The following is a 16315-nucleotide window of genomic DNA, read 5'->3' on the forward strand; positions in this document are numbered from 1 at the left end:
CACGATTCTTGTAGGAGCCTGGCTTGTCGGCGAAGAGGCCCTTGAGTCTTGTGGTGAACTCGATGGCGCCATCGCCGGCAAGCCGGGCTCCTACAGGTCAGCGGGCTTTTCGGGCGAGGGAGGAGTGGGCTTGTCCAGTTGCTCGCCGTTGCCGGTATAGAGCCCGATGATTCCGTCGATTTCCCCGGACATCTTCATTCTCAGCAAGGTCCGCAGGATCCGCTGCACCGGCAGTGCCGGGTCATTGCGCACAAAGCAGCCCACCGGCTGTTCCTGCAGCACCGCGACGGTGTGCAGTTGCTGCTGTGGCATCAGCTTCTGGTTGAACCAGTCCAGGCTCCACTGATTGCTGACCGCATAGTGATAGCGTCCCGCCGAGAGTTTTTGCAGCACCTGTTCCTGGTTGCGGGCGTCGTCGCGGATCAACTGCCCGCTGTCGAACAGCGGTTGCAGGGTCGGGTAGGTGTAGCTCAGCACGGTGCCGACAGGCTGCCGGGGCAGGCTCTGCGGCTTGACCGGGCGCGGGTGGTCGGCATTGCCGATCAGCACATCACGCTGCATCAGCAGGGGAATGCTCCATATATAGTCGCCCGACTGGTTCGGCAACCAGGATTGCGCGGCATAGCAGCGCACGTCGATGTCGCCGTGCTCCATGGCGCTCTGCACGCGGGCTCGGGCCAGCACATGAAACTCGGCCGGCATCCCGACCTGCCGGGCGAGGCTGGTCATCAGATCATAGAGAATGCCCTGGGTCGGCTGGTCGTTCTCGATCTGGACCAACGGCATGGCCCAACTGTCGGCCACGGCAAAGCGCAACGGCGCAGGCGCGGCAAAACAGTTGGCGGTCATCAGCACGAGGGCGCCCCACACTACACGCATTCAACTCTCCGTCTGGAGTACGACGCTTCAGGACGCGAATTCTCCCACAAAGTGCAGCTTAGTCAGATTAGAGAAGCGCGCCGGATGCAATTTCGCCCCTGCTCCGCTAGCATTAGCGGTCTTCCGCTTTCCAGATGCGACGGTTATCGATGAGTTATCAGGTTCTTGCACGTAAATGGCGTCCGCGCTCGTTCCGCGAAATGGTCGGCCAGACCCATGTGCTCAAGGCGCTGATCAATGCTCTGGACAGCCAGCGACTGCACCATGCCTATCTGTTCACCGGCACCCGCGGGGTCGGCAAGACCACCATTGCGCGGATCATCGCCAAGTGCCTGAATTGCGAGACCGGTATCACTTCGTCGCCTTGTGGCACCTGTTCGGTGTGCCGCGAGATCGACGAAGGGCGCTTTGTCGACCTGATCGAGATCGACGCCGCGAGCCGCACCAAGGTCGAGGACACCCGCGAACTGCTGGATAACGTGCAGTACGCGCCGAGCCGCGGGCGTTTCAAAGTCTACCTGATCGACGAAGTGCACATGCTGTCCAGTCACTCGTTCAACGCCTTGTTGAAAACCCTGGAAGAGCCACCGCCCTACGTCAAGTTCATCCTGGCAACCACCGATCCGCAGAAACTTCCTGCAACGATTCTGTCGCGTTGCCTGCAGTTCTCCCTGAAGAACATGACCCCGGAGCGGGTGGTCGAGCATTTGACCCACGTGCTTGGGGTCGAGAACGTGCCGTTCGAAGACGACGCGCTGTGGTTGCTCGGTCGCGCTGCGGACGGTTCGATGCGCGACGCCATGAGCCTGACCGACCAGGCCATTGCCTTCGGTGAAGGCAAGGTCATGGCCAGCGATGTCCGGGCGATGCTCGGCACCCTGGATCACGGCCAGGTCTATGACGTGCTGCACGCGCTGATCGAAGGCGATGCCAAGGCATTGCTCGAAGCGGTGCGGCATCTGGCCGAGCAGGGCCCGGACTGGAACGGCGTGCTCTCGGAAATCCTCAATGTGCTGCACCGCGTGGCGATTGCCCAGGCGCTGCCGGAAGGCGTCGATAACGGTCATGGCGACCGTGACCGCGTGTTGGCCCTGGCCCAGGCATTGCCGGCCGAAGACGTGCAGTTCTATTACCAGATGGGCCTGATCGGCCGGCGCGACCTGCCGCTGGCGCCGGACCCGCGTGGTGGCTTCGAGATGGTCCTGCTGCGAATGCTCGCGTTCCGGCCGGCCGACAGTGCCACGGCACCGAGGCAGCCGCTAAAGCCAGTGGGGATCAGCCAGGCCACAGTTGATTCCGCTCAGAATGTGGCTGGCCCGGCAGTAGCTGCGCCGGCTGTGGTTCCAGCGGCCGAGGCCGCGGTTGTACCAGCTGCTGCGCCGACCTCTGTGCCTGCACCGGCCCCCGTGGTTCAGCCAGCTCCTGCGCCTGTGGTCCAGCCAGCACCTGAGCCGGTGGCCGAAGCCGTGCCTGAGTCGGCGCCGGTAATCGCGACGGCACCTGTGCCCGAGCCCGTGACAGCGGTAGTCGAAGAGGTCGATCTGCCCTGGAACGAGCCTGCCGGGCCGGCGCTGCAGGAGCCTGCTGTAGAGCCGGTACTGGAAACCGCTGCCGAGCAGCCGGAACTGGTGTCGATGCCGTTGCCGACGCCTGACAGCGTGGTGCCGGACGCGCCGGAGTGGGCGGCGGCAAGCATTCCCGAGCCGACTCCGGCCCAGGTGGACGCCGCGACTCCGGGCCCGGAGCGCGACGACGAACCGCCGCTGGACGAAGACTATATCGAGCCGGACATGGATTCGGCTTACAGTTATCTCGACGAATTGGCCAGCGAGCACACCGCCGAGCCGGCCCCGGAACCCGAGCCGTTGCCTGCCGCGCAGCCGGCCACCGGCCTGGCGCTGGAGTGGTTGCAACTGTTCCCGAAACTGCCGATCTCCGGCATGACCGGCAGCATCGCGGCCAACTGCACGCTGATCGCGGTCGACGGCGATGACTGGTTGCTGCACCTGGACCCGGCCCATAGCGCGCTGTTCAACTCTACGCAACTGCGTCGCGTGAACGATGCGCTCAACCAGTACCACGGGCGGACCCTGAAGGTGACCATCGAACTGGTCAAGCCCGAGCAGGAAACCCCGGCCCAGGCGGCTTCACGTCGACGCCACGAGCGCCAGAACGAGGCCGTGGCATCGATTCATGCCGATCCGTTCATCCAGCAAATGATGCAACAGTTCGGCGCGGTGATCCGTGACGATACTATTGAACCTGTCGAAGCCCTGGTGGCCCAGGGTTAGTAACTGAATGACGCGAGGCCGTAGCCTTGCGCCGATTGTCCAAGCAACTTTTGAGGTGATTACCATGATGAAGGGTGGCATGGCCGGCCTGATGAAGCAGGCGCAGCAGATGCAGGAAAAAATGGCCAAGATGCAGGAAGAACTGGCCAATGCCGAAATCACCGGCAAGGCCGGCGGCGACATGGTCACCGTGGTCATGACCGGACGTCACGATATCAAGCGCGTGAGTATCGACCCGAGCCTGCTGGAAGGTGTCAGCGACGATGATCGCGAAGTGCTGGAAGATCTGTTCGCCGCCGCCGTCAACGACGCCGTGCGCAAGATTGAAGCCAACAGCTCGGACAAGATGTCCGGCATGACCGCCGGCATGCAACTACCGCCGGGCTTCAAGATGCCGTTCTAGTTCTGCACGCAAACTGCCTGCGCAACGTGATCGCCGCTCGGCGAGTTTTCGCACGGAACCTGAGGTATCTTGCGTTGAAACAATGCCAGGCTCGATGCCTGGCATTGTTGTTTCCAAGGCTTGGGACTTGCGCATTTGACGCTGGCCGGAGCCACGGGTATAAACCGCCTCTCGCAGTTTTGTCGGACCTTTTCCCATGAGTTTCAGTCCCCTGATTCGCCAACTGATCGATGCCTTTCGGGTTCTGCCCGGTGTCGGCCAGAAAACCGCCCAGCGCATGGCCTTGCAACTGCTCGAACGTGATCGCAGTGGCGGCTCGCGCCTGGCACAGGCATTGGGCCAGGCCATGGAAGGGGTCGGGCATTGTCGCCAGTGCCGGACCCTGACCGAAGACGACCTGTGTCCGCAGTGTGCCGATCCTCGACGTGATGACACCTTGCTGTGTGTGGTCGAAGGCCCGATGGATGTCTACGCGGTGGAACAGACCGGTTATCGCGGTCGTTACTTCGTGCTCAAGGGGCATCTGTCGCCGCTCGATGGCTTGGGGCCGGAAGCCATCGGTATTCCGCAGTTGCTGGCGCGCATCGAAGAACAAGGCAGCTTCACCGAGATCATCCTCGCCACCAACCCGACGGTCGAGGGCGAAGCCACGGCGCACTACATCGCGCAGTTGCTCAGCAACAAGGGGCTGATCACCTCGCGTATCGCCCATGGTGTTCCCCTGGGCGGCGAACTGGAGCTGGTGGACGGCGGCACCCTGGCGCACTCGTTTGCCGGGCGCAAACCGATCGCGCTCTGAAGGACGGGGGCGTCTGGTCGAAGGCCATCGGCTCCACGGTCGCCCCCGGCAAGGGGCGACGAGGCGGGCTTCTCAGGGGGCCAGCAGGCGCAGTATCTGGTCCAGCCGGTGGTTGGCGACCCAGCTCAGCAGCATCCCCAGGACCGCTGTGCCACCAGCGATATAGGCGAGGCGGGCCTTGATGGATTTCACATCGCCACGGACTTCGCCGAGGTCGCGGTGGATGTACTCCAGGTGGGTTTCCAGTTCGGTGATTCGCGGTTCCATGGTGTCGCCTCCAGACGGTTCGCCGGTCTTGATGGGGTCGGTGGGTGACGGGGATTGCTGCATCGCGTCGTGATTGCCCGACCATCTGGGAGCAGGATGCAGGCAGGGTGTCACGCAGTGCTGTAGCTCAACTTCCATGTGGTTTTACGTCCTCGGTGGTTCATGTCCCGGGCGCCATCGCCCTGATAGAAAGACACCGTGGAAAGTCGCGTTATTTCGCTTTTCGGTCAACTGAGGCGATTCCCTGATGTTTATAGGAAAAGTCGTCGGCGCCTGACGTGCCCGTTGGATCAGGCATAGGGGCTGTCCCAGTAGCGTTTATACATGCCGAGGCTTTTTTTCAGGCCCTTGGGCAGATGGCGCTCCTGCTGGCTGAGTTTGTAGGCAAACAGCTTCACCGCGTTGCGCCACAGTGAGCCCGGCCACGCCAGGCAACGTCCGGGACCGAGAAATTTCAGTTCGGACAACACATACCTCAGGCCCTCTCCTCCCGCACCGCCGAACTGTTGGCGGATCCAGGGTTCGCGGGCATGGAATACGCCGATGTCGAAATAGCGGCGAAACTCCTCCCTGAGGGTGTAGTTGTGGGAGTGCCGGCAACAGGCACTGCCTTCGTAGGCGACTTTCCAGCCGGCCATGAGCATCTTCGCCGCCACGTACATGTCTTCCGAGAGGATCACGTGCTGCGGGAATCCGCCCACCTGCATCAGCGCCCGGCGCCGGTAGGCGCAAAAGGAATTGGAGGCGAAGGCGGTCTTGATCCCCAGTCGGGGCGCATCTTCCAGGCTCTTGACCTGGGACGTCGGCGGGTAGTTGAACAGTCGGGCATGCTCGGCCAGCGGGCTGGCGTCCAGGTGCGGCAATTGCCGGCCGCAGACCGCGCCGACGCTGTCATCGGCAAACGGCCGGACGATATTGGCCAGCGCCTCGGGATCCTCGAGGTAGGCATCCTGGGTCATGAAGACGTAGACGTCATAGCCGGGATTGCGCTCCACCATCATCTGGCGGGTGCCGCCGTGGTTGAAGTCCTTGCTGTCGATGCGCAGCACGTTGGGGCAGCGCGAGCTGGCCAGTTCGAAGGTGCCGTCGCTGGAGCTGGAATCGACGATCAGGGTGTCGAAGACCGCTGTCTGGCGGTCGAGGGAGTCGAGCAGGCGAGCCAGGTCCCGGCAGCCGTTGTAGGTCGGGATCACGCAGGCAACGTTCAGGGTCGACATGGTTCAGCCTCCAGAGGGCAGTGGACGCCAGGGGTGCAGCCAGAATGCCAGGGCGATCAGCAGAACCAGGCTGCACAGGGTGCTCAGGCCCAGTTGCAGCCAGATACCTGGCAGCGGATGCAGCAGCAGGGCGGCCAGGCCCATGACGCCGAGCCCGAGCAGCCAGTGACTGCGCCAGGGCACTTCAGCCAGCAGTTGTTGCCGACGCATCAGCAGCAGGCCGGTCAGGATCACGCCGCAGACCGCCGCCAGGGCAATGCCGATCAAGCCGAAGAAATACGGCAGCACGGCCAGCAGCAGGGCATTGAGCAGGCTGCCGGTCAGTTCGCAGTTGAGCGGCAGGCGGGTGTCACCGGCGGCATAGGCGTAGCGGGCCAGCAGGGCGTTCCAGGCGCCGAACATCAGGGGCACGGAGAACCAGGCAAGCAGTTCCGGCAGCGGACTGTCGGCGGCCTGGTTGGGCAACAGCAGGCTGACCAGCGCGGCAGCGGCACCGATCAGGCCGGCAACGGCCGGCAGGGTCAGCAACGTGGCGCTGGCGAGGCCCTTGCGCAGCAGGGACAGGCGCTCGGCACCGGCGCTGCCGCTCATCAGGCCGAGCAGCACCTGATTGAGGCTCATCAGCGCGATCAGCGGCAGGTTGATCAGCTTGCGCGCCAGGTTGATCCAGGTGACCGCGCCTTCTCCCAGCAGCGAAGCGACCATCCGTTCCAGCAGGGCCAGGCCCTGGCTCGCCAGGTTGCTGCTGAGCAACGGGCCGATGCGCTGCAGCAATTCACGGCCGGCCCCCGGCGCGTGTCTCGCTCGCCAGGGCTTCCAGCCGCTGCGATACAGCGAGGGCAGGAGAATCGTCGGCATCAACAGGCTGCCGAGGACACAGGCGGCGGCCAGGCCGGTCGGTGTCGCGGTCTGCCGCAGGATCGCCAGGTACAGCACCGGCGGCAGGTTGAACAGCAACGAGCCGAGACCGGCCAGGACAAACCGCGAGCGGGCCTGCAAGGGCACACAGAACAGGGCGTGGAGGATAAACCCTGGCGCACACCAGGCCAGCCAGTGCAGGCTACTCCCCGCGAGCGCATAGCCCTGGTCGTCGAGCCCGGGACCTATAAGACGTACCCACAGTGGCGCCGCCACGCTCAGCAAGCCCCCGAGCAACAGGCCGCAGAGCAGCAGGCGCGGTGCCAGTGCGCCGAGCCAGTCGCTCTGTTCGCTGGCTGAACGTTGCTGGTAGAGCGGCAGCGCCGCCGCGCTGAGCAGGCCGGCGGCGAGGGCCATGCGCAAGGCTTCCGGGAGGAACAGCGCGACGAGGAAACTGTCGCTGCGCTCGCCCGCGCCCCAGGCCGCGACCAGCAGCCATTCCCGGGCGAACCCGGCGGCCAGGCCGGTCAGGGTCGCGAGGGTCAGCCACAGGGTTGAGCCAAACACTGCTGTGACTCAGTGGAACAAAGTGAACAGGCCTTTGCCGCCCACTTTGTAGTTCAGGTTGCGGCAGCGTTCGCCTTTGATCGCCGCATCCGGGCCGCCGACAATCGCGTAGGCCGGCACCGGCTTGGATACCACGCAATTGCCGCCAACCACTGCGCCCTCGCCGATATCGGCACCGAACGAAAGCAGCGCACGGCTGGCGACCCAGGCGTAGTCACGGATATACACCGGCCCGCCGACGGCCCAGAACTCCGGGGCCTGGACATCGTGCCCGCCGGCAATCACCAGTACGTGGGAGGCAATGGTCACATGGTCGCCGATGATCAGCCCGCCGCGGGCATCCAGTTGGCAATGCCAGCCGACCGTGCTGTCGTTGCCGATTCGCAGGCTGTCGACGCCGAGCACTTCGGTGTTGCGCCAGACGGTCGAGCCCTTGCCGATCTTTGCTCCACCCAGGCGTAGCCAGAACAGGCGCAAGGTATGGCTGGGGATCTTGCAGACAAGGATGTTGTAGGCCAGCTCCCACCAACGCAGCATGCGGTCACGCAGGGTTGGCCAGTTGATGCCGTAGAGGGGGATCAACGCGCCCTTGACCTCGCGCCCGAGCAAGGCATAGAAGCGCCGGGCGAGCGGCGGTTCGATCCGCGTCTCGATATTCAGGTAGCTGACAAAACACAGCACATTGCCCTTGAGTGGCTGCTCGAAACACACGTCGTTTTCCAGCATCCACTGATAGGTCGCCTGCAGTTCGTCGAGGCTGACGCCCATCTTCACCGCGTACTCGGGCAGGGCCTGTTGCAGGTTCAGGGAGTGAAACATGCGGTGCTTCATGGGCGGACTCCAGAAAGGCTCGCGGCCTTGAGCTTGAGGCGTCGGGCTTCATGCAGGTTCACCCCGAGCAGCAGCCAGAACAGCGCGATCAGGACCTGGGTGAAGCTGAAATAGTGGTCGAAGATGCCGCTGAGCAGGGCGGCCATCAGGCCCGAGGTGGTGCCGAGCCAGAGCGCGTTGTCCGCGCTCAGGCGGATGATGCGCTGGGAAGGACGGGTCTCGCGCCACCAGCTCCAGATCACCGCGACGAACAGCAACAGGCCGGGTACGCCGAGCTTGTAGACGAAGTTCAGCCATAGATTGGAAATCCCCCAGAGGCCGGTACCGGGCACTGGTGGCTCGACCTTGAAGCCGATGCCGAAGGGGAACATCGCCATCGCCTCGGGGAAGTGCGAGTACTCGTCGAAGCGCACGCTGGTACTGGCGTCGTTGGTCGAGAAGATGGTCAGCAGGCGGTCCTGCAGCGGCGGATAGAACATCAGCAGCAAGGCACCGAAGGCGACGCCGGCCATCAGCAGGCGGCCGGTGTAGGGCACGCGCTTGCGGGCCATCCACATCAGCACCACGATCAGGCTCAAGAGGGCGCCGCGCGAACCTGTCAGCAGCAGGGCGATCACTCCCAGGCCGGCGACGGCGAAACCCAGCGCCCGTGGCCAGCCCTGGCGTGTCAGGCCGAAACAGAAGGCCAGGGGCAGGAGCAGCGCCATGGCACCGCCGGTGACGTTGGGGTGCATCCACGGCGAGCCCATGCGGTTGGACAGCGCGTTGAGGCTGTCGCCCAGTACTTCGATGCCGCCATAGCCGAGGTTGGCGAGGATCGGTGTCATGCTGGTGGCGGTACCGTTCTTGAGAAACACCGGGATCGACAGCAGCAACAGCATCAGGGTCCCGAGCAACAGCCCGGTCACCGCCTGTTCGCGCGCCTTTGGCGTGTCCAGCAGGCGCGGGACAAGGAACAGTACCGAAAGGTTCAGCAGCCAGCGGATCCAGTTCACCGGGCCGTTGCCGTCGGCATTCACCGTCAGTTGGCCGATGACAAAGGGGAAGGCGCTGAACAGCATCAGCGCCACCAGCCAGCGTTCGGTGCGCAGCAACGGTGGTTTGGCCGGCAGGTTGTTGAACACCCCCTGTACCAGCACGCTGCCCCAGACCAGCAGGACCAGGGCTTCGGAGACGGTGGTGCGCAGGCCGATCTGCACCGTCGAGTAGGGCAGGAACGTGGCGAGCACGGTGAACAGCAACAGGCCCCACAGCGGGTGGCGGATGATCGTCACCACGCCGGCGATCCCCACCAGCACCACCAGTACCTTGAACGCCGGCAGCAGCCAGACCAGCACGCCGAACACCAGGCTGAACAATAGTGCTATGGGCATCGCCAGGGGCATTATCTCAACTCCTCGAGCAGTTGATCGAAGCGCTCGCGATAGGCGCTGGTGGCGTAGCGGGCGGCCCAGACTTGCAGCAGCGCGGGATCTTCACCGGGGGCATCGGCCAGGCTGACCATCAGCGCGGTGAGGGCGGTGCTGTCGGTGGGGGAGAAGCGCGGACTGTCCGGCGGGGTGATTTCATCCAGGGAGGAGCCACTGGCGACGGCAACCGAGGTGCCGACACTCAGGGCTTCGATCACCGGCAGGCCGAAACCTTCGGCGTAGGATGGCTGCCACAGGCGTGCGGCCTGACGGTACACCGCATGCAGTTGCGCGTCGCTGATACCGTTCAGGTAGTGCAGGCCGGGCAGATGCTGCAGTTCCGCGGGCAAGTGTTCCGGCGCACCGATCAGCACCAGTTCCGGGACCTCGGCCGATTGCTGGCGCGCGGCCTGCCAGGCGGCGACGAACCAGGGCATGTTCTTGCGCGGTTCGCGGGTGCCCACGGCCAGCCAGTAGCGCGACGGTAGCTGCAGGTCGCTGATATCGGCGGGCTCCTCGGTAAAGCCACCGACCAGGTTGGGCAGTACCCGGACCTTGTCGCGGGCGGCGGGGAACAGTTTGACCAGTTCGTCGGCGGTGTACTGGGAAGGCGTCCAGATGCGGTCGGCAACCTTCACCGAGTGAGCGATCGAGAGCTTGTCGGTGGTGCCGTAGATCCGCTCCTTGAGTCGGGAGCCATGGCTGTTTTGCAGCGTCAGTTGGAACAGGTCATGCAACTGCAGCACATAACGCATGCCGGCCGGTTTGCGGCCCAGGGGCAGACCCATGTTGAAGTTGCAGATATAGATTTCCACTCCGGCCTCGCGCAGTGCGCCGGGCAGGAAGCCTCCCTCGAACTTCAGCCGCAGGGGCAGGCGATGCACGCCTTGCAGGGGCGCACCCCAGCGTGGGCAATGGACGCGACGGCGCAGCGGATGATCTTCCGGCGCCACGCCGAACAATTGCAGCTGTACGTCGGGGTGGGCGCGCAGGGCGTCCTCCAGTGCCAGGTTCTGGCGGCCGATGCCGCTGTGGGTGTAGCCCGCCGCCGGGCGGTAATCCAGGCCTATGCGCATACGGGCACTTGCTCCTTGAGGCGTGAGAGTCGGGAGTAGACCGCTTCGAGCTGCGCGGCGGCCACGGACCAGTCATGTTCGGCCTTGACGTAGGCGCGACCGGCTTCGGCGATCTGATGCAGTCGCGAAGGGTGCGCGAGGGCGTCGGCGAGAATCCGCGCCAGGGCCTGCGGGTCCTCACTGCCCAGGTAGTGGCGACCGTTTTCGACTTTCAGCCCCGAGCTGCCCTGGTCGGTGGTGACCACCGGCAAGCCGGCGGCCATGGCCTCCAGCACCTTGAGCTTGGAGCCGCCACCCTGGCGCAGGGGCGCGAAAAAGATCGAAGCGCGGCTTTGCAGGGTGCGCAGGTCGGGGACAAAGCCTTGCCATTCGATACGCGGGTCGCTCCAGCGCTGGCGCCAGGCATCCGGCAGGCCGAATCCGGCAATGGCGAAACGTACACCGGGATTGAGCTTCCAGAGCGCCGGAAGGATTTCCTCCAGCGCCCATTCGACGGCGTCCAGGTTCGGGCTGTATTCATAGTTGCCGATAAACAGCAGGCGCTGGGCATGCAGGTCGGGCTGGACGCCGGCGTAGTGGCCGGTATCGACGCCGTTGACCACCACGGCCACCGGCTTGCCGGTCTGCAGGCGCAGCACATCGGCATCCTGGCGGGTCACGGCGACGAGTTCGGCGGCCTGACGGAACACCCGGCTTTCCCAGCGCCGGTAACGCCACTGGTCATACAGGGTGAAGGGTTTCATCCAGCCCGGTAGCCGGTCGTAGCTGGCTGCTCCGAGGGCCGATTCGACATTGTGCTCGGTGAGAATGAAGTCCCGGCGGGCGTCGACCAGCGGTTGCTCGAAGGGCTGGAAACTGTAGCTGTGTTCGATCTGGATCACGTCCCAGTGTTCGTCGAGCAGTGCCCGGAACCGCTGTTGCAGGCGCGGCGCCGAGCCGTTGATGGCGGCCAGCATCGGGTAGGGCGCGCACAGGACGGTGAGCAGGGTCCGCAGGCTGCGCAACGAGCGCCGTGGTACCACGATCAGGCGTTCCAGATGCGGTTCAAGGGCGTTGCGCGTGGCCTCATCGAGTTCGGTCTTCGACTGTACCAGCAAGGTGATCCGGTGACCGCGCGCGGCCAGGCTGCGCAGCAGGTGGAATTGCCGGGTCTTGCCGCCGCTGGTGGTGGGCCAGGGCAGGTAGGGCAGGGTCCAGAGAATTTTCATGGCGACCACACCAACAGTTGCAGGCTGGTTTTCAGCGGTACGGTGACGGCCTGGGCATCGCTCAGGTCGGTACGGGTCCCGGCCAGCGGATCGAACAACGCCGCGCGGGTGACGCCGGGCAGTTGCAGGCTGGTGCCGCTGGCGCTCCAGAACATCCAGACACGGGCACCATCGCCGCGGGTCCAGGTGATGCTGAACAGATCGCCGGGCGCATTGTTCAGGCTGGGGGTATCGGCGGGTTGCAGCGCCGGACCAGTGACATCGAAGAAGTTTTTCAGGGCGGTGTAGACCGGCTTCGGATCGCCGTCGAGGTCCAGCAGGCCGTAGTACTGGTCACGCGGGCTGGCCCGAGAGTCGAGGTCGCTGAGGTTGAACAGGAAGATCCGCTGGTAGTCCATGGCGCTCATCAGGGCCAGGCGGCGCAGGGTGTAGTCCTGCTGGCCGCCGATGCCGATCAGCGCCTGCATTTCCCGTGGCCCGGAATAGCTCGACCAGCCCCATTCGGTGGCCCATACCTGGGACACGCCGGCACCGTGCAGGGTGCCGTTGAGGCCGTTGCCCTGGCTGAGAAAATCCTGGGTGGTGGCGCTGTTGCCTTCGGGCAGTTCGGAGTAGGGGTGATAGGCGGCGATGATGTTCTGGCTGGCCAGGCCCTGGCTCAGCAGGCTGTCGAGCATCAGCCCCGGGGTGCTGTGCATCTGGCTGTAGTAGGCCATGCCGGCGGTGGCGACCGGTTTACCCGGCACGACGGCGCGGATCGCGCTGGCGGTGGTGGTCAGCAGCCGGTAGTAGGCCGTGGGGTCTTCCTTGGGCAGCCAGATGATGTTCGGCTCGTTCCAGACCTGCCAGGTGTTCACTTGGGGATAGCGCTGGGCGAGGGTTGCCATGCGGCTGGCGAACAGATTGAAGTCGCTGGGCGGGTACTGATCGGCACTGGGTGTACCGGCCGGGGCGCTGCTGGCAAAGGACGGCGAGCCGACCAGGTAGGCGACGGTGTTGTAGTGGTGGTTCTGCATCGCCGCCATCGCGGCGTCCAGGGTGGCGAGGTCATAGGCACCGGGTTGCGGTTCGATCATCGGCCAGTGGATGGTCAGGCGCACCCAGTTCAGGCCCAGGGCATCGAGCTGCTCCATCTGTTTCTGGTAGATGGCCGGATCGAAATACTGGAACTGCACGTTGACCCCGAGGAAGTTCTTCCACTCCACCGTCCGTGGGGCCTTGAGCAGTACCTGGGCCTGGGCGCCTGAGCTCCAGGGCAGGGTGCTGGCAACGCCGGCCAGCAGTCCCAGCAGCGGTAACCAGAGGAAGGGCCTACGCAACATCTTCATGTCCTCGACAGGCTTCCTGGAAGACCTGCAGGAAACGTTTCGCGGTCTGGCTCCAGACCCGCTGGTTGCCGATCATGCTGGCGTGCTCGGCCCAGCGGATCGCCAGTTCGGGGGTAGCACACAGATGGCTGATCTCGGCCGCCAGGGCGCTGACATTGCCCTGGGGAAAGATCACCCCGTTGCCCTGGGCCACCTCTTCGGCAAAGGAACGGGCATCGGAGGTGATCGCGCCACGACCGCAGGCGGCCGCCCAGGACAGGGCGCCGCTGGTGCCGCGCAGGCTGCCCAGCAGCTTGAGCTTGCTCGACTCGCGGTACGGCAGGACCATCACGTGGTGGGCCTGGATCACCCGGGGAATGTCGGCGGCCGGCAGATCGAGCTGCCAGTCGATGCTGTCTTGCAGGTTGAGTCGCCGGATATGCTGGCGCAACTGGTCGAGGTAGCTGCCGGCCGGGCCGAAGGCCATTTCCGGTTCGCTGCCGCCGGCCAGGGTCAAGCGTAGCCTGGCGCGCAATCCGGGGTGCTGGGCAAAGGTCATCGCCAGGGCGTCGAGCAGGTCCTCGATGCCCTTGCCGCGATAGATAAAGCCGAAGTACAGCAGCTTCAGCGGATCGAGGGGCGGCAGCGGGGCCGGGGCGATGGCCAGGTTGCCGTGGGGAATCACCGCCATCTGTTCGCTGTGCAGGCCCATGCGCTGGCGCAGGCAGTGACTGCCGGACTGGGTCAGGGTGATCAGCCGGGTCAGGCTGCGGGCCAGTTGCCGTTCTTCGTGCAGGCACAGCGGGTCGGCCAGGACCGTGGCCACCTGGGGCAGCGGCGACGGCAGTTTGCTGGCCAGCGACAACGGCCAGGGCAGGCGCTCGCGGCGCCAGACCAGGCGTTCCGGGTCGTGAATGGTGGCGGTCAGCGGTAACCGCGCAAAGCGTGTGCGCAAGGCTTTCAGGGCGTGGAACTCGGCCAGGCGCCCGCCACCGATTTCCGCATGTACCAGGTCGATCCCGTGCCAATCGTTGTCGGCCACGCCCTGGATCGCCCGTTGCGGGTCGTTGCCCAGTCCCGCCAGCGGTGTGCTGACACGCACGCCCTGGCTTTCCAGAGCGGCCTTCAGGTGCCCGGCGTAGTCGGCGATACCGTTCTGTTCCGGGGGCAGGGGCGCGAGCAGGGCGATATGCATCAGGCATGGCTCCGGATGCGTGCCAGGGCGTTGAGGACACGCTCTGGAATCTCGAAGCGGCGACGATTGAGGATGATCCCGTCGACCCGCTTGAACGCGGTGTTGAGGGTCGACAGGGCGTTCTCCAGAATCGGCACCGTGGTGGTTTCCGCTTCGACGATCAGGGCGATCAGGTTGGCCTGGCGCAGGATCACGAAGGCTTCCTGGTTGGAGAAGAAACCGCCGGCATCGAGCAGCAGTATTTCTCCCGGCTGCGCGGGACCCGGGCCGGCGATACGGACGTTATGGCCGCGTTCGCGCAGCAGTTCGGTGAGGTGTTCGATGACGAAGCTGACTCCCTCGCCATGCCGGGCGGATGTCAGGCCGATGGCCAGGCCGCGTTCGGCGACCTGCTCCAGCGGCAGTACCCCGTAGAGCCGGTACATGCTTGCGGTGAAGGCCGTGCGCCGTTGCGCCTGGCCGCCGCTGATGTCCTGCAGGCTGGTCCAGACCTTGACCCCGAAACGCTCCTCGATCTTGTCGCCGTCGTGGATGCGCTGGTCCAGCAGGTAGAAGAAGTACAGCGCCAGCAGGCCGACCGCCAGGCTCAGGGGAATCGCCAGCAGCAACATGCTCAGGCTTTTCGGAAAGACCCGGCTTTCGTTCAGAGTGGCCTGTTCGATCACCGCGATGTTGCTGATCTGGCTCTTGTCCAGTTCGCGGTCGATCCGCGCCTTCTCGGTGCTGTCACTGTACAGCGCGAAGCTTTTCTCGGCGGCATCGAGTTCCCGTTGCAGGCGCGACATTTCCGGCTCGATGGCCAGGGCCTGGCGGCGGTCCTGTTCGAGTTGGGCCAGTTGGGTTTTCTGTTGCGCGGCCTGGGTCGTCAGGCGGCTGAGGCTGGCCTGCTGGTCGGCAAAGCTGTTCTGCAGGCGGGTGTAGACCGGATTCGGCGCGAGGTTGTCGGTGCGCTGGACCACTGCGTTCTGCGACCTGAGCAGATCCTGCAGGTTGGCGATGGCGGTGTCCATGGCCCGTACCGGTGGCGCGCCTTCCTTGAAGGTGCGGAGCATTTCCTGGCGCTCGATCTGCTTGGCGTTGATCCGCTGTTGCAGGTCTTGGCGATCCGGGTTGATGCTCATCTGCCGGCCGATGCTGATTTCTTTCTTCATGCTGTTGAGCTGCGCCTGGATCCGCTCCAGGCCGCTCTGGGTCGAGGCGACGGCGCGGGTGGTGTTCAGGTGCTCGCCGCGCAGGTTGTTGAGGTTGCGCGAGATATCGTTCAGGCGTTCGGCGATACTCACCGCACCCAGTTGGTTGAGATGGCTCTCGATCTGTTTCTTGTAGTCGAGGATCCGCGCCTGGGTCGCCTTGCTCTCGCCTTCATAGAAGGTGTAGAGGCTCTTGCGCCCGAGGCTGCGGGTGCGCTCCAGCTCGTACTGTTCGACCCAGCTCTTGACGATGGTCTGGGCCACCTGCGGATCGTTCCACTTGAAGCTGATTTCCATCACCGAAGAACCGGCGGCGTGGGTCACGCTGAAGTTCTTCGACAACTGGTCGGCCAGGCGCTCGACCGGGGTCTGCTTCTCCACCAGACCGAGCAGTTGCAGGAAGCCGCGGCCAGCCTCGATCACACCTTGCACCGCGCTTTTGGCCAGGGTCTTGAGGGTGCCGATGAAACCTTCCTGTGGCGGCGCCTTGGACAACTGGTCGAGGTATTGCTCGGCTACCAGGCGGGCAATCGGCCGTCCGCTGAGCATGCGCTCTTCGTCGAGGATCGGATCGCGCTGGGCACTGGGGATGATGGTCGCCTGGCGGTCGGAGATCTCGATCGGCAGGGTACTGGTGTCACGTCCGGGCTTGACCAGCAACAGCGCCGTGGACTCGTACCGGTTCGGTAGCAGGAAGGCCCCCAGCAGGATGACGATGAGGGTCACCAGCACGGTGATTTTCACTTCGTGCTTGAAGATGAAGAACAGGCGCAACAAATCGCGGAAGGAACGGATATTGATCATGTCTGTTGTCCTTA

General features: G+C 64.6%; 14 protein-coding genes. 3 read left to right on the forward strand and 11 right to left on the reverse strand.

The window, feature by feature from the left end:
• Positions 1 to 90: 90 nt before the first annotated feature.
• A complete protein-coding gene (locus HX851_RS10905; RefSeq protein ID WP_177056549.1) occupies positions 91 to 879 on the reverse strand; it encodes a substrate-binding periplasmic protein in 789 nt (262 codons plus the stop codon).
• A gap of 149 nt (positions 880 to 1028) precedes the next feature.
• Between HX851_RS10905 and dnaX the strand changes: the two genes are divergently transcribed.
• From dnaX to recR, 3 genes are all read left to right on the forward strand, one after another.
• Positions 1029 to 3170: a DNA polymerase III subunit gamma/tau gene (gene dnaX, locus HX851_RS10910; RefSeq protein ID WP_177056548.1), complete on the forward strand. Its 2142-nt coding sequence runs from the start codon at positions 1029 to 1031 to the stop codon at positions 3168 to 3170.
• Between the two features lie 64 nt (positions 3171 to 3234).
• On the forward strand, positions 3235 to 3573 hold the full coding sequence (locus HX851_RS10915; RefSeq protein ID WP_017134152.1) for a YbaB/EbfC family nucleoid-associated protein: 339 nt from the start codon (positions 3235 to 3237) through the stop codon (positions 3571 to 3573).
• 196 nt (positions 3574 to 3769) lie between these two features.
• Positions 3770 to 4372, forward strand: a complete 603-nt coding sequence (gene recR, locus HX851_RS10920) for a recombination mediator RecR (RefSeq protein WP_177056547.1) — start codon at positions 3770 to 3772, stop codon at positions 4370 to 4372.
• 72 nt (positions 4373 to 4444) lie between these two features.
• On the opposite strand, the gene HX851_RS10925 is transcribed toward recR, so the two are convergent.
• From HX851_RS10925 to HX851_RS10970, 10 genes are all read right to left on the reverse strand, one after another.
• On the reverse strand, positions 4445 to 4702 hold the full coding sequence (locus tag HX851_RS10925; RefSeq protein WP_256262331.1) for a hypothetical protein: 258 nt from the start codon (positions 4700 to 4702) through the stop codon (positions 4445 to 4447).
• A gap of 227 nt (positions 4703 to 4929) precedes the next feature.
• Positions 4930 to 5856 carry a glycosyltransferase family 2 protein gene (locus HX851_RS10930; RefSeq protein ID WP_177056546.1) on the reverse strand — a complete coding sequence of 309 codons (927 nt, stop codon included), beginning with the start codon at positions 5854 to 5856 and terminating at the stop codon, positions 4930 to 4932.
• 3 nt (positions 5857 to 5859) lie between these two features.
• Positions 5860 to 7281: a lipid II flippase MurJ gene (locus tag HX851_RS10935; protein WP_177056545.1), complete on the reverse strand. Its 1422-nt coding sequence runs from the start codon at positions 7279 to 7281 to the stop codon at positions 5860 to 5862.
• A 9-nt stretch (positions 7282 to 7290) separates the two neighbouring features.
• Positions 7291 to 8112, reverse strand: a complete 822-nt coding sequence (locus HX851_RS10940; protein ID WP_177056544.1) for an acyltransferase — start codon at positions 8110 to 8112, stop codon at positions 7291 to 7293.
• Entirely contained in the window at positions 8109 to 9497 is a 1389-nt protein-coding gene (locus HX851_RS10945) for an O-antigen ligase family protein (RefSeq protein WP_177056543.1), read from the reverse strand. The genes HX851_RS10940 and HX851_RS10945 overlap by 4 nt, the downstream gene beginning before the upstream one ends.
• A complete protein-coding gene (locus tag HX851_RS10950; protein WP_177056542.1) occupies positions 9497 to 10597 on the reverse strand; it encodes a glycosyltransferase family 4 protein in 1101 nt (366 codons plus the stop codon). The genes HX851_RS10945 and HX851_RS10950 overlap by 1 nt, the downstream gene beginning before the upstream one ends.
• Positions 10588 to 11805, reverse strand: coding sequence for a glycosyltransferase family 4 protein (locus tag HX851_RS10955; RefSeq protein WP_177065356.1), 1218 nt, complete (start codon positions 11803 to 11805; stop codon positions 10588 to 10590). Before HX851_RS10955 ends, HX851_RS10950 begins: the two co-directional genes overlap by 10 nt.
• The gene (locus HX851_RS10960) at positions 11802 to 13127 is read right to left on the reverse strand and encodes a cellulase family glycosylhydrolase (RefSeq protein ID WP_177056540.1); all 1326 of its coding nucleotides are present in this window, start codon (positions 13125 to 13127) and stop codon (positions 11802 to 11804) included. The genes HX851_RS10955 and HX851_RS10960 overlap by 4 nt, the downstream gene beginning before the upstream one ends.
• Positions 13117 to 14307, reverse strand: a complete 1191-nt coding sequence (locus HX851_RS10965; protein WP_177065357.1) for a glycosyltransferase — start codon at positions 14305 to 14307, stop codon at positions 13117 to 13119. Before HX851_RS10965 ends, HX851_RS10960 begins: the two co-directional genes overlap by 11 nt.
• Positions 14307 to 16301, reverse strand: a complete 1995-nt coding sequence (locus tag HX851_RS10970) for a GumC family protein (RefSeq protein WP_177056538.1) — start codon at positions 16299 to 16301, stop codon at positions 14307 to 14309. Before HX851_RS10970 ends, HX851_RS10965 begins: the two co-directional genes overlap by 1 nt.
• Positions 16302 to 16315 lie beyond the last annotated feature (14 nt).

The organism is Pseudomonas gingeri, from assembly GCF_013385635.1.
Classification (GTDB): domain Bacteria; phylum Pseudomonadota; class Gammaproteobacteria; order Pseudomonadales; family Pseudomonadaceae; genus Aquipseudomonas; species Aquipseudomonas gingeri_A.

What these genes read in the sequence shown, in the direction of transcription:
- HX851_RS10970 (WP_177056538.1), bottom strand. Translation starts at nt 16,301, where the DNA reads ATGATCAATATCCGTTCCTTCCGCGATTTGTTGCGCCTGTTCTTCATC.
- HX851_RS10905 (WP_177056549.1), bottom strand. Translation starts at nt 879, where the DNA reads ATGCGTGTAGTGTGGGGCGCCCTCGTGCTGATGACCGCCAACTGTTTT.
- HX851_RS10950 (WP_177056542.1), bottom strand. Translation starts at nt 10,597, where the DNA reads ATGCGCATAGGCCTGGATTACCGCCCGGCGGCGGGCTACACCCACAGC.
- HX851_RS10940 (WP_177056544.1), bottom strand. Translation starts at nt 8,112, where the DNA reads ATGAAGCACCGCATGTTTCACTCCCTGAACCTGCAACAGGCCCTGCCC.
- HX851_RS10925 (WP_256262331.1), bottom strand. Translation starts at nt 4,702, where the DNA reads ATGCAGCAATCCCCGTCACCCACCGACCCCATCAAGACCGGCGAACCG.
- HX851_RS10965 (WP_177065357.1), bottom strand. Translation starts at nt 14,307, where the DNA reads ATGCATATCGCCCTGCTCGCGCCCCTGCCCCCGGAACAGAACGGTATC.
- dnaX (WP_177056548.1), top strand. Translation starts at nt 1,029, where the DNA reads ATGAGTTATCAGGTTCTTGCACGTAAATGGCGTCCGCGCTCGTTCCGC.
- HX851_RS10945 (WP_177056543.1), bottom strand. Translation starts at nt 9,497, where the DNA reads ATGCCCCTGGCGATGCCCATAGCACTATTGTTCAGCCTGGTGTTCGGC.
- HX851_RS10955 (WP_177065356.1), bottom strand. Translation starts at nt 11,805, where the DNA reads ATGAAAATTCTCTGGACCCTGCCCTACCTGCCCTGGCCCACCACCAGC.
- HX851_RS10930 (WP_177056546.1), bottom strand. Translation starts at nt 5,856, where the DNA reads ATGTCGACCCTGAACGTTGCCTGCGTGATCCCGACCTACAACGGCTGC.
- HX851_RS10915 (WP_017134152.1), top strand. Translation starts at nt 3,235, where the DNA reads ATGATGAAGGGTGGCATGGCCGGCCTGATGAAGCAGGCGCAGCAGATG.
- HX851_RS10960 (WP_177056540.1), bottom strand. Translation starts at nt 13,127, where the DNA reads ATGTTGCGTAGGCCCTTCCTCTGGTTACCGCTGCTGGGACTGCTGGCC.
- recR (WP_177056547.1), top strand. Translation starts at nt 3,770, where the DNA reads ATGAGTTTCAGTCCCCTGATTCGCCAACTGATCGATGCCTTTCGGGTT.